The 13,215-nt window shown below is 57.5% G+C and carries 12 protein-coding genes and 1 tRNA gene; 1 reads left to right on the top strand and 12 read right to left on the bottom strand.

Features of this window, described 5'->3' with window-relative positions; all coding sequences use genetic code 11:
- Positions 1–308 precede the first annotated feature (308 nt).
- The 5 genes from BCF46_RS00650 to BCF46_RS00670 all read right to left on the bottom strand — a co-directional run bounded on the left by BCF46_RS00650 (position 309) and on the right by BCF46_RS00670 (position 5,023).
- The gene (locus BCF46_RS00650; protein ID WP_121020727.1) at positions 309–1,592 is read right to left on the bottom strand and encodes a TRAP transporter large permease; all 1,284 of its coding nucleotides are present in this window, start codon (positions 1,590–1,592) and stop codon (positions 309–311) included.
- Positions 1,589–2,134 (bottom strand): TRAP transporter small permease subunit, encoded by a 546-nt coding sequence (locus tag BCF46_RS00655; protein WP_121020729.1) that lies wholly within the window; start codon positions 2,132–2,134, stop codon positions 1,589–1,591. Before BCF46_RS00655 ends, BCF46_RS00650 begins: the two co-directional genes overlap by 4 nt.
- A gap of 36 nt (positions 2,135–2,170) precedes the next feature.
- A complete protein-coding gene (locus tag BCF46_RS00660) occupies positions 2,171–3,202 on the bottom strand; it encodes a TRAP transporter substrate-binding protein (RefSeq protein ID WP_121020731.1) in 1,032 nt (343 codons plus the stop codon).
- Positions 3,195–4,052, bottom strand: a complete 858-nt coding sequence (locus BCF46_RS00665; RefSeq protein WP_121022205.1) for a putative hydro-lyase — start codon at positions 4,050–4,052, stop codon at positions 3,195–3,197. The genes BCF46_RS00660 and BCF46_RS00665 overlap by 8 nt, the downstream gene beginning before the upstream one ends.
- Before the next feature lie 92 nt (positions 4,053–4,144).
- Positions 4,145–5,023, bottom strand: a complete 879-nt coding sequence (locus BCF46_RS00670; RefSeq protein WP_121020733.1) for a LysR family transcriptional regulator — start codon at positions 5,021–5,023, stop codon at positions 4,145–4,147.
- Between the two features lie 84 nt (positions 5,024–5,107).
- Between BCF46_RS00670 and BCF46_RS00675 the strand changes: the two genes are divergently transcribed.
- Positions 5,108–5,761, top strand: a complete 654-nt coding sequence (locus BCF46_RS00675; RefSeq protein ID WP_121020735.1) for a DUF2848 domain-containing protein — start codon at positions 5,108–5,110, stop codon at positions 5,759–5,761.
- Between the two features lie 144 nt (positions 5,762–5,905).
- On the opposite strand, the gene BCF46_RS00680 is transcribed toward BCF46_RS00675, so the two are convergent.
- The 7 genes from BCF46_RS00680 to BCF46_RS00710 form a co-directional block, all read right to left on the bottom strand.
- Positions 5,906–5,995 (bottom strand) — tRNA-Ser (locus tag BCF46_RS00680).
- 96 nt (positions 5,996–6,091) lie between these two features.
- Positions 6,092–6,805 (bottom strand): alanyl-tRNA editing protein, encoded by a 714-nt coding sequence (locus BCF46_RS00685; protein WP_121020737.1) that lies wholly within the window; start codon positions 6,803–6,805, stop codon positions 6,092–6,094.
- The gene (locus BCF46_RS00690) at positions 6,802–9,252 is read right to left on the bottom strand and encodes a DUF3772 domain-containing protein (RefSeq protein WP_170157824.1); all 2,451 of its coding nucleotides are present in this window, start codon (positions 9,250–9,252) and stop codon (positions 6,802–6,804) included. The genes BCF46_RS00685 and BCF46_RS00690 overlap by 4 nt, the downstream gene beginning before the upstream one ends.
- A 1-nt stretch (position 9,253) precedes the next feature.
- On the bottom strand, positions 9,254–10,282 hold the full coding sequence (locus tag BCF46_RS00695) for a cysteine synthase A (protein WP_121020741.1): 1,029 nt from the start codon (positions 10,280–10,282) through the stop codon (positions 9,254–9,256).
- Between the two features lie 54 nt (positions 10,283–10,336).
- Positions 10,337–11,455 (bottom strand): NUDIX domain-containing protein, encoded by a 1,119-nt coding sequence (locus tag BCF46_RS00700; RefSeq protein ID WP_170157825.1) that lies wholly within the window; start codon positions 11,453–11,455, stop codon positions 10,337–10,339.
- 22 nt (positions 11,456–11,477) lie between these two features.
- Positions 11,478–11,936, bottom strand: coding sequence for a TrgA family protein (locus tag BCF46_RS00705; protein ID WP_121020745.1), 459 nt, complete (start codon positions 11,934–11,936; stop codon positions 11,478–11,480).
- Positions 11,937–11,942: 6 nt separating this feature from the next.
- Positions 11,943–13,178 (bottom strand): SAM-dependent methyltransferase, encoded by a 1,236-nt coding sequence (locus BCF46_RS00710; RefSeq protein ID WP_121020748.1) that lies wholly within the window; start codon positions 13,176–13,178, stop codon positions 11,943–11,945.
- Positions 13,179–13,215: the final 37 nt, after the last annotated feature.

Genomic DNA, 13,215 nt, shown 5'->3' on the forward strand with positions numbered 1-13,215 from the left:
GACTAGGAAATACACGGGACTGTCAATGTTGCTATTTAAGTTCTTAGCAATCGGAAATTACTATTCAAAATATCGGAATTTAGACGCACAAATTGCGTCAAACCCAACGTCACATCCCTGCTTAGCCACGACATTGCGAGTGACGGTCACACATGATGCAAGGTTCCCTTGAAAAGGTCGTTATAGCCGCAAGGCGCGACATAGATGTCAGAGGTGACAATGCCACTTTCGGAACGGGCGGCGCAGCGACCTCCATGTTAGATATTAAATCCGGGTGAATTGATATGCACGGCACGCAGTTCTCCGAGCTAGCTCAGCGCCTCCGGCAGGAAGAGGGCGATGGACGGGAACGCGATCAACGCGATTGCCATCGCAAGCATGACAAGAACGTAAGGGATCGCCCCCACCATCACCTCGTTGAGATGCCCCGATTTGCGTGCGCCCTGCACGACATACAGATTTAGTCCGACAGGCGGTGTGATCAGCGCCATTTCGATCAGCACAATCATCAGGATACCAAACCAGATCGGATCATAGCCCAACTCGACCACCAACGGGACGACGATAGGTATGGTGACAACCATGAGCGATAAGGTTTCGATAAAGAAGCCAAGCACGATATACATCAGAACGATCACCAAGATCGTGCTGAGCGGGGTCAAGCCCAGACCGCCCAAAAAGGCCTCCAACTCGCGGCCCAGCCCGGCAGAGGCAAGTGTGAAATTCAAGAAAGACGCGCCAATCACGATCAGCATGATCATACAGGTGACCTTGACGGTTCCAAGGATGGCTTCGCCCATCATCGCCACGCTGACACCACCAAAGACCGCTGCAATCACCAAAGCTCCCGCAACGCCGACAGACGCAGCTTCGGTGGGTGTGGCCCATCCCTTATAGATCGAGCCGATGATCACGGTGAATAGCAAGATGATTGGGATCAAATGCGCCAATGCCCCCATCATCTCGGAGAGCGGGAACACCCGGCGCTCCCCGCCAAGTTCCGGTCGTACAACACAGATCGCGGCAGTGACCACTAGGAATGCGAAGGCAAGACCAAGGCCGGGGATCAATCCGGCAAGAAACAGCTGCGGAATGGATGACTGGGTTAAAAAGCCATAGACAATCAAGTTTATCGACGGCGGAATCATGATGCCCAAGGTGCCGCCAGCCGCAATCGCGCCGGAAAATAGTTTGGGGTCATAGCCCAGTTTTTCCGCTTGCGGCATGGCCACTGTTGCGACCGTCGCAGCTGTGGCAACCGAGGATCCGGACGTGGCGGAAAACATGGTCGCCGTGGCGACATTGGCGTGGACCAGACCGCCGGGCATCCAGCTAACCCATTTATCCAATGCTGCGTAGGTGCGGGCCGCGACACCACTCCTCACTAGAATTTCTCCCAGAAGTACAAAGAACGGGATCGCGATCAGCGTAGATGAATTGGACGACGACCACACCATGTTTCCAAGCCCGCGTATCAGCGGAAAGGACGAGAAAAATTGGTCCACCCCGAAACCCAGTAGGAACAATACGATACCCACAGGGATCGACAAAGCCAGCAACCCCAGAAGACCGGCGGCAATGTAGGCAATCATAGCAGGTCCTGCTCGCCAAAGGCACCGATGCGGCGCTCGGATTCAGCTAACTTGCCCTGCACGACCAGTACCAAGGCGGCCAGCGTCAGCAAGCATGACATCAGCGCGAACCAAACCCAGCCTGCAAACCACGGGGCCTGCACCCAGACCAATGGCGTTTCCAACGGGGTGTTCGCCGTCGAACTGTTCTTGATCGAACGCGCCACCACCGGCCAGCACTTAACGGCGATCAGTACGATCGTGGCGCTCATCACCGTCATCGACAGCAGATCGAACATCGCGCGGCCCTTTGCAGCAACCTTGCTGCGGATCAGGTCGATGCGCACGTGGCCTAATTCCAGCAGCGCGTAGGCCATCCCCCAGCTTGTGGCGATGGCCATCACATAACCGCTGATTTCGTCCGTCCCCCCGAACGAGGACCCCAGTTGCCGCAGCACGATGTCGGCCAGTACGAAGGCAGCACAAGCCAGCAGCAGCACGCCGACAGCGTAGGCCACATATCGGTTCAGCGTGCGCAGTCTGTCGATGAACTGGTCTGCCATGGCGTGAGGTTCCTTATTCGGGGGAAGCGGTTTGGCTTACTCGATGGTCACGCCCACAGCGGCACCGACAGAAGCGTTCCAACGGTCTTTCCAGTCACCGCCCGCACGCTCCGCCCAATCGGGAAGCACTTCGGAGGTCAGGATTTCCGTGGCCTTAGCGATATCCGCATCGGAGGCTTCGACCAGAGTCATCGACCGTTTGTCGCCAGACGTACAATCGCCCTGCCCGGTCAGACATCCTATGTCATTGGCAAGCGCACCCTGTGCCGTGTCCCATGCGGGGGCTTCGAACTTTGTCGCAAGCTCGCTTTGGATCAATGCCTGGGTATCGGCATCGAGGCCATTCCACTTGTCCATGTTCATCGCAGTAACAACCGGATCCCAGCCACCCAGCGGGATCGGCAGCAGGTGTGTGGAGACTTCCCACCAGCCCGCCGAATAGCCCGAACCGGCTCCTGTCACGGCGCAATCAACCACGCCCTTTTGCAAGGCTCCCGGCACTTCGGAGAACGACACGTTCACGCCCTCCGCCCCCAAAGCCTCCAAGAATTTAGCGGTCATACGGCCAGACGCACGAACTTTCTTGCCGGCCAAATCGTCCAGCGACGCGATCTCTGCGTTGCAAAACACGACCTGTGGTGGGTATGGCGCGATGGCCAGCACCTTGGAGTTGAAACGCTCGGCGAAAATCTCGTCCACCATGGGACGGGCGGCTTCCACGGCCTTGCGCGCCGTGGCGGCATCAGTGGCGATCATGGGAACGTCCAAGCCTTCCAACTCTGGCGCGTCAGAGACGGCATAGTCGCCCACGGTCATAGCCACGTCATACACGCCTTGGCCCAGCAGCGGATAGATGTCGCCAAGGCCAAGATTCATTTGGTTATGGGTTGTCAGTTCGACTTCGATCTTGCCGCCGGATGCGGCCGGCAGGGTCTCGCTCCAGAACGGTGCCTCATATTCCTTGTGCAAAGGGAGGCCGGACCATGATCCGACGACCGAAAGAGTTTCCGCGGTAGCAGGCGCGACCAATGCGGTCGAGAGCGCCAATGTGAGTGCGATGTTACGCATAGTGATAGTCTCCTTGTTGAACAGACGTGAGAGAGGTGTGGTTGCTAAGCTCGTCGCGTTCGCCGACATCGGCGATGAGCATGCAGCCGGGTTTATGAGTAATGACAAAGGGCAGTTTCGCGTCCAGCAGCACGTTTTGGGGCGTGACGCCGCAAGCCCAGTACAGTGGCAGTTCACCCGCACGGACCTCGACCGGCTCACCCCATTCGGGGGCGTTCAGGTTGGCGATGCCAATAGCTGCCGGATCCCCCGATGCCACAGGGGCACCATGGGCCTGCGGGTACGCCGCACTGATCTTGAGAGCGTCCGCGACGCGATCATAGGGGATCGGACGCATGGTGACGACCATCGTGCCATGAAACGGCCCCGCAGGTACCAGTTCCAGCGAAGAGCTATACATCGGCACCGTGCGGTTTTGCTCGATATGGCGGATGTTGATGCCCGCCTCAATCAGCGCATTCTCGAAAGTGAATGAACAGCCAAGGGCGATCGTCACCAAATCGTCGCGCCAGATGTCAGAAATGTCATCCAACTCCTCAGCCAATACCCCGTCACGATAGACGCGGTATTGCGGCACGTCGGTGCGAATATCAATCTCGCTGCCTAAAGTGGGCACATAGGGACTGCCAGTCTCGCTCACACCCACCACCGGACACGGCTTGGGATTACGTTGACAAAACCGCAAAAAATCCAGGGCATAGGCCTCGGGAAGGATCGCAAGATTGCATTGCAGTTTGCCCGCCGCCAGTCCGGCAGTGTGCTTGGAGTAAGCCCCTGAACGGATGGCCTTGCGCACGTCTGCGGCCGTAGCGCCACGAAGGCTGTCGTAGCTGATCGTATCAGACAAAATAATCCCCCAAACTCGGATGACCAAGCCAACCACGGTTATGGGTGTAAAGCAAATTTTTGATTTTGATTAACAGTGATAGAAATTGTTAATACCTAGCTGCCGGATTTTGCATCCCATGCCTGCGCCACACCCTGCGCTAACGCCGCGCTGCTTTCGGTCAAAAAACTATAGGGCTCTCCCAAATACGAGGCGGTGAACACCAGTGGACTGACATCGATATCCGGGAAGAATTCTGTTATGCGTCCCTCGTCCAGCAATCGTTGCGCAAGTGCACGTGGGAACGGGCCAACGGCCACGCCGTGCGCAATCATCTCAAGGCTCGCCGATAGCGAGGCCGACGCAAATATCCGCGCATTCGGCCCAACCTTGCGTGACAAGGCGGTGGCCAATTCACGGTGGGGGCGAGTTTGCGACGAAAAGGAAATCACCGGAATTTCGGTCAAATCAACAGCCCCAAGATCAGCAGGTTTGTACCAATGCAAAGGGAAGTCAGGAAGAGTCACGTTTTCGACCGAGAACTCCGACACCGGCCCCATCAGAAACGCCAAATCTAACCGCCGTCCCAATAACGCATCGCGTAAGTCACGGCTGATATCGACTGTAAGTTCAACATTGATGCGCGGATAAGCATCGGAAAACGCTTTGAGGAACGCAGGCAGCCAGCTTTGCGCGATCGTCTCCGACGCACCAATTCGAAACAGCCCGTCCATCTCGGCAGCGTTCGCCACCCGGCGGTGAATTTCTTCTTGGACGAATAGCAGCTGCTCCGCGTAGCCCAGCAACAGCGCCCCATGTCGTGTCAAAGTCAGCCCCCTGGGGCTTCGTTCGAACAGCTGAACACGAAGCTCGCTTTCCAACGTGGCGATACGGGTCGAAATAGCGGGTTGCGTCAGGTTCAACTGCTCTGCGGCACGCCGGAAGCCGCCAAGCCGCGCGACCCAAAGAAAGGTTTTAATTTGATCGAGCGTCACGCGGATACCTTGTCCATGGGGTCACCGACACGTTAGCCTCAGCTCAAAGCCTATGCCACCCCACGCCTCAAATCGGAGAAACCCATGCAATTCGAAACCCAATCAGGGCCGCTATCCTTTTCCTGTACTCGGTTGGTTGTCGCAGGCTGGACAGGCCGCGACACCGCCGCAGTGGCACATCACATTGAAGAGCTGGCTGCCATCGGCGTTCCGCCTCCATCCACCACGCCCCTTTATTACCGCGTCTCGGCAGACCTGCTTACTCAGGCGACGGAGCTGCAAGTCCTTGGCCCTGACAGCTCCGGTGAAGCAGAGCCGTTGTTGATACAACACGATGGGGCATTGTGGCTGGGCCTTGGCTCCGACCATACCGACCGCGCGCTGGAAGCCACGTCAGTGGCTGCTTCAAAACAAGTTTGCCCCAAGCCGGTGGCGACCGCACTTTGGCAATTTGACGAGGTGGCAGACAGGTTGGACGATCTGACATTGGAGTCGTGGATCGAAGAGAGCGGCACATGGGTGCCGTATCAATCCGGTACACTCGCCGCGATCCGCCCCCTACTCGAACTGATGGACGGTGCGCCAATGAGCGACAACACTGCAATGCTGTGCGGAACACTTGGTGCTATTGGGGGCGTGCGCCCCGCGGTGAAATTCAAAGCGAGACTAGGTGATCCGCACTCAGGTCGCGAAATCATGTTTGACTACACGGCGCACCCATTGCCCATCATCGCTTAGTGGAAAGTGCGGCGGTTCCAATGCGATTGGCGGACGAGCCTTGGGGTATCCGGCGCGTCTATTTGCATGATCCAACTGGAAAGTTGGTTAACATCCTCGCCCACATTTCAGGCGAACAAATCTAACTCAAACAATAAGGCGTGGTGGCGGACAGACAGGGATTCGAACCCTGGAGACGGTCTCCCGCCTACACACTTTCCAGGCGTGCGCCTTCGACCACTCGGCCACCTGTCCGTGGCGCAGGGTTTAGCCAAAACCACAGGGGAAGCGCAAGGGGCAAATCTTCTCTTTTCAAGAAGATGTCAGCCACGCATCCCGGGGGACACCAGCCTAGCTTTCCAGATGCAGGTTAACCCGTCTATTATTGCGGCCTTTGTTCTCGATCTTACCGATGCGAACACGCCCGATCTCTGAAGTGCGTGCCACATGCGTGCCGCCGCAGGGCTGCAAGTCAATCTGCTGGGCATCATCGCCAATTCGCACCAACCGCACCCGCCCTGCGCCTTTGGGCGGTTGCACCGACATCGTTTTTACCAAACCGGGATTGGCCTCAAGTTCCGCATCGGTGATCCACTGCTCGGTAATCTGTAAATCGCGGGCAATCAGCGTGTTCAATGCGATTTCCACAGCGGTCTTATCCTCAGGCGGCTCTCGCATATCAAAATCCAATCGGCCCTTCTCGGCACCGATTTGGCCACCGGTGACACCCAAGGGAATAACCACCGACAAGAGGTGCAATGCTGTATGGATACGCATATGCGCGTAGCGGCGATCCCAGTCGAGGAACTGGGTAACCTTCGCACCTAGCTCAGGCGTCGCGGCCCCGTCTTGCGCAGTCAATACAACCTGATCGCCCTCGCCCTTACGGGCATCCACGATGGTACACTTACCGCCCAGCCACTCCAGACGCCCCGTATCACCCGGTTGACCTCCACCAGTGGGATAGAACAGCGCATGATCCAGGATTACACCGTGCTCGGTCACCCCAACGACTTCGGCCTCAGATTCTTTCAGATAGGCGTCCTCGCGAAACAACAGACTCATAACATTGGCCCCTGCTTCGCGGCCGGCTTCTTGGGTGCGGGTTTCTTCTTCGGCGCAGGCTTTTTCTCCTCCGTTGGCGGCTGAAGCGCCTCGGGGTTACGCAGCCAGACATCGCGTTGGGCAAAGGGAATCTCGATCCCCTCTTCGGCGAACCGGCGCGCGATCTCGTGGTTCATCTCGGACGGTACTTTCACCACGTAGTTGACGTCGCGGATAATCGCGCGGATCTCGAAGTCCAGCGAGTCCGCACCAAACCCCCTGAATAGCACACTTGGTGGTGGGTTCAGGATCACCAACGGCTCGGCTTCGGCAATCTCGCGCAAAATCTGCTCTACACGTTTGGTATCCGTCCCATAGGCTACGCCGACCGACACGATAATCCGCCCCGTCAAATTGCCCTTGGTCCAGTTGGTGACCGAGGTGGAGATCAGGTCCGCATTGGGGACAATCACATCACGGCGGTCGAATGTCTCGATCCGAGTCGCGCGCACCGAGATGTCACGCACAACCCCCATGGTGCCGCCGACCTCGATCCAGTCGCCCTCGGAAATCGGTCGCTCGATCAACAAAATGATGCCCGACACGAAATTCGACACAATGGTTTGCAGACCAAAACCGATACCGACCGACAACGCACCAGCCACAATCGCCAGCGATGACAGGTCAATCCCCGCGCTGGTAATCGCGATCAGCGCGGCAAGGAAAATGCCGATATAGCCGGTCCCTGCCACCATCGCATTGCGGCCGCCAGTATCGAGTTTGGTACGCGGCAGAATCTGCGTCTTCAGCGTGCCTTGCAACAATCGGGTCAGCCCGTAGCCAGCTGCAAAAATCAACGCGAACTTAAGGAAATCCACTGGCGAGATGCGGCTGTCGCCCAACTGCACACCAGCCGCCATCATCGTCCATGCCTCGCTTAGATCCGTGACGCGCGCGCCCCAGATCAACGCCAGCAGTGGAAGGGAGCACAGCGTAAGTGCAAAGCCTATCAAGACAGGGATCAACCCGTTGGAGCCCGCGTCTTCGCCCCGGATCATCGCGTAGATATCGCGCACCAGTCGTTGCAAGATCGCCACGCCCGCCATCACAGCCAACGTCAGATAACTGGAATAGACCAGTGCATTGCCGGCAAATGTGTAGCCGATCGCGGCCAAAGAAGGGCCAACGATTGCCACCGCGCTCGCGGCACGGCCCAGATAGCGCAAGACCAAGCCACTGGATGCCTCAGCGACGCTTGATCCCTGCTCCTCGGTATCGCTTTCATCAGCAAATTGGAGTTGCGCCGCTTTCGCTGAGGCCACCATCAATTGCGCGATACGGAACAAGAACAGACCCGCCAGAACAATCACCGGCAATCCAAGAACCGACGCCGCAGTCTCTGACAACAGATCGGCAAACAGCAACCCAGAGATCGCGGCGTTCGCGGCAATAAACAGGCCAGCAAAATTTATCAGGACGCGCATTTGCAGCCCCTGACCCTCAGAAAGGATCAGCACGGGGTGCGGAGGGTAAGCAGGCGGCGCGATTTGGCGACCAAGCCAGCGGGCCACGTAAATGATGATGACAACGGCTGACAGGATGTCGAGCACGGTCGTCCCCGCGGTGCCGGTCAACTGGCTTTGATCCGCGGCTTCGAGCAGCAACATCAACCCGAAGATTGGCAAAATAAGCGAAACCAGCGACGTGAGAAACACGCCGACCCTGACCCGGGCACGGCTGGAGTGCCGGCTTCCGCGCAAAGCAGTCAATGCACGTTCGACCCATGCTCCGCCCCGAATAACGAAAGCAAGACCAACCAACAGCAGCACCACGATCAGTGGCAAATTACCTTTAAAAACTTCATACCTAAGCGGAGACGCCAGATTGGCTTTCACCTCATCTACGGTTTTGGTCCATACCTCGACCAGCGAAACCGCCGCCTTAGGCCACAAGACCGGGTTTACCGGCGTCGGGTTCAATTCCAGTATCTGGTTGGTCTGCCGGTCACGTACAGTGCTGTCTAGTCGCGAAACCAGACCGTCAGCCAACGTGTAAGCCTCTTCTGCCCGTCGGACCGGTGCCGTCGCGCCATCAAGTTCTTTGTTCAACTCCGCACGACGATTGGCAATTTCATCAGCTTCGCTTTCCCCCTCTGCCGGAAGCGGTCCAAGGGCACTGATCTGGTTTCTAAGAGTGGAAATTTGGTCCTTGTTGACGTTCTGGCGGCGCAAAAACAGGTCTCGCCACGAGACGAGCTGCTCCCGCAGGGTCTGCAGCCCTTCAACGGACGCACGGTCTGCGTCCAACACGTCCGTAGCCCGCGTGGCATCACGCTCCCACGCTCCGTAGTCAGGTGAACCGGTCTCCGTTGCCACGGCCTGCGCCAGAAGCGATCCCGGCCCTGAGACGACCCCAAGGCACAGCGTCAGTGCAATGAGCAGTGCACGCAAAATTGTAAAACGGGCCATGCTATTCATAAACACTCGGCATTGGCTGGGGCGCACGCGCCAGCCATTCGGGATATGGAAGCCCCTTCTCTTTCAGGAATTCGGGGTTCCACAGTTTGGACTGATACCGCGTGCCATAGTCGCACAAGATCGTCACAATCGTGTGGCCCGGCCCCATATCTTTGGCCAGCCGGATCGCCCCTGCGATGTTGATGCCAGAGGATGCCCCCATGCACAGCCCTTCCTCGGACAGCAGGTCGAACACAATCGGCAACGCTTCTTCGTCGGGGATTTGGTACGTATAGTCGGGCGTCAGCCCCTCAAGGTTCTTGGTAATCCTCACCTGACCGATACCTTCCGCAATCGAGCCACCTTCCATGGTTAACTCTCCTTTGGTGTACCAGTCATAGAGCGCTGCCCCCATCGGGTCAGCCAAACCGATTTTAACGCCCTTAGGCTGTAACGCCATGGCGATCCCCGCCAATGTGCCGCCAGAGCCGACGGCGCAGATAAATCCATCGACCTTACCGCCGGTTTGCTCCCAGATTTCAGGGCCGGTGGTCTCGATATGGGCTTGACGGTTGGCGACGTTGTCGAACTGGTTGGCCCAGATCGCGCCATTCGGCTCGGTCTCATTCAGCTTTTTCGCCAACCGCTCGGAATAGCGGACGAAATTGTTGGGTTTGCGGTAAGGTGCGGCTGGCACTTCGACCAACTCCGCCCCAGCAAGGCGCAGCATGTCTTTCTTTTCCTGACTTTGCGTCTCAGGGATGACGATCACGGCCTTGAATCCCATCGACGCGCCGACCAGCGCAAGGCCGATGCCTGTATTGCCTGCCGTGCCTTCGACAATCGTGCCGCCCGGTTTCAACGCGCCAGAAGCAATCGCCTCGCGAATGATATATAACGCAGGACGATCTTTGACCGATTGGCCGGGGTTCATAAACTCGGCTTTACCCAAGATTTCGCAGCCCGTCGCCTCGCTTGCCGCGTTCAAACGGATCAAGGGCGTGTTGCCCACCAAATCGGCAAGGTTTTTCTTGATAGCCATCTGCGAAACTCCTGTTCAGCGCTTAGCCTTTGATAGGCATCGCTTGGCGCGAACTCAAGCAGGTGTTGCCTCCGCGCGAAGCTGCATGCGTTCACGTTCCAGACAGTAGGCGCAAATCAAGAGCGGGCCGTTTTGAACTTCTCCGCTACGCACCGCATCCATGAGCATTTGAAACGGGACCACTACCGACCGGATGTCCTCCGCCTCGGAGGCCAAACCGCCAAGCCCTGCTGCATCATCCGGCAGATCCGCCAAACCAATGTAGCAATAGAGATATTCCGTCAACGCCCCCGGAGACGGATAGTAATCCGCGGCCTTCACCAACCGGGAAAACCGTAACCCCGCCTCTTCCTCGGCCTCGCGATGCGCTGCATCTTGCGGAGTCTCGCCACCGTCGATACGGCCTGCGATAGCTTCCAGACACCACGGGTGCAAATCACCACGGGCAAAGGGCGCGGGACGGAACTGCTCAATCAGTAAGACCGTGTCACGCACGGGATCGTAAGGTAGCACCACCACGGCATCGACGGAGACGAAAACCTCGCGTTCCACGACATTCTCGCTGCCATCAAAACGAGGGTGGCGCAACTCCATTTCGTCCAACGCAAAAAACCGCGAATACGGTCTTCGCCGCGCGGTCAACACAACGTCATCGCGAGAGAAGCCTTGCCGCAGATCGGTGGGAATGTCGTCCGTGCGCGCATTCACCCGCGCCTGAGCCCGCGAGCGGATTGGTCCCAGCAAAGGGATCAACGCGTCCACCGAGGTTTTTCCGAACAATCCCATGATCTCATGCGCCGCCTCGCGCGTCATCGGGCCTTGGGTGGCTTGCCAATGCGTCAGGTCCCAAATTTCGCCCTTACGGTATTGATTGTCTGTCGGCCTGTAGACCTGCGCGCGCCGACCATCTGCCAAAACCATCGGCTCAAGCTCGTAGCCATAGGGCGCCTCATAATAATCCAATCGCGCAATTTGCTCACCGGTCAGATTTTGTAGCAACAACCCGTCGGCTTGCGCCCCCTCACACCGAAAGAGCAGTGGAAACGTCTCGCCCGCCGCCGCAAATACGCGGTGATCAGCCAGTGACACGGGTTGCGCATCTGCCACAGCGCCCAGCACTATTTCCAGAAGGTCGGGGTCTCTTAGGGTGCCAAACAGGACGATATCGTCCACGGCATTGCAAGTAGTCACGATGTCATTCAAACTTGCGATGTGCCCACTCGGAGGCAAGTCCACCAATAAACCCGCCGCCAACCAACGTCGCTAACACAAGCGGGTTCAACAACAGCAACCCATATTCCAACATCAGCGCGAACACGTCGACCAAGGCTTCCATTGGACCATCATACTGAAGGCGGCGCGATTTCTTTATCATTAACGCAACCGCAAAGATGAAAGTTACAGAAACTGTAGACACAACAACGCCGTAGAGACCGTTGTTCATGCTGGCTCCGTAGTTTTTTCCCACCAATTTCCCCATCAAACGCCACCCGATCGTCATGGGGATGAGGATGCTAACTGGTAGCAACCATTTCACCGGCTGGCCTTCGGGAAGGGTCGCGTGAACAATTTCAGCCACAAAAAAACCGGTGACAGCAAAAATGAAGCCGGCAACAAGCTTGGCTGCGGTGGGCATCTTGGCAGTGGTGGTCATTAGAAACTACTCGGTTTTTTTCATGGTGATCTGCGTCACGTCGCAGTTTCCACTCCAAAACGTAGCGGCGCAAGAGGTCAGATAGAAATTCCACATGTTTCTAAAGCGTTGGTCAAACCCCAACGCTTCCACCTCGTCCCATCGGGCGTTGAACGTGTCGTGCCACAGACGCAGGGTTTTCGAGTAACTTTGCCCGAACTCGATGGAGCGCACGACTTCCAGCCCCGCCCGCTCCACCTGCGCGCGCAGCACGGACGGGCATGGCAACATGCCGCCCGGAAAGATGTATTTTTGAATGAAATCCACTTGGCGATTGTAAACCTCCCAACGGCGATCCTCGACCGTGATGATCTGCAAGGTCGCACTTTTGCCGGGCTTCAGGCGGTCGCGGATCGCGTCGAAATAGACCGGCCAATATTTTTCGCCCACCGCCTCGAACATCTCGATGCTGGCAATCCCGTCATACTGTCCGCGTTCGTCGCGGTAATCCTGCATCTTGATCTCGACCAGATCGCTGAGGCCAGCCTTCGCAATCCGCGCGACAGCATAATCATGCTGTTCCTGACTGATCGTCAGCCCTGTGACCCTGATCCCCTTGCGGGCGGCATGTTCCGCAAACCCGCCCCAGCCGCAGCCGATCTCCAGCACATGGTCACCTGTCTGCGCGCCCATCTGCTCCAGCATGGAGGCGTATTTGGCCTGCTGCGCCTCCTCATGGCTCTCGTCGCCTTTGAACAAAGCCGAGCTGTAGGTCATGGAGGGATCAAGCCAGAGCGCGTAAAACTCATTGCCCAGATCATAGTGGTAACTGATATTTTTACGCGCCTGCTCGCGTGAATTGCGCTGCATCCAGAACCGCATTTTCTCATAGGCCCGCACCAGCCCGAGGCCGGGGAAGCCGTCATAGACCTCCTCGTTGTCGGCATGCATCAGGTCCATAAACGCTTGCAAATCGGGCGTGGTCCACCAGCCGTCCAGATAGGCGTCGCAGAAGCCCAGATCGCCCTCTCGGATCAGGCGGGCAAACAGGTCGTTGTTGTGGATGTCGATCTCGGCGCAAATGCCCTTCTCGCGCCCTTCGGCACGAAACACGCGGCCATCGGGCAGTTTCATATCCAGCCGCCCGGCCCGCATCTTTTGCGCCGTGGCAAAAGCCTGCGGAAAATAGCGCGGCAACCCCTGTTGCCCCTGTGTGTGCGTAAGCACCTCTTGCGTCAAAGCATCGCCGCTCAGAACATTCATGCCCAGCCTCCCAAACCAAGCGATTTCGTGAATTTTG

This window comes from Litoreibacter meonggei, assembly GCF_003663885.1.
GTDB classification, from domain to species: domain Bacteria; phylum Pseudomonadota; class Alphaproteobacteria; order Rhodobacterales; family Rhodobacteraceae; genus Litoreibacter; species Litoreibacter meonggei.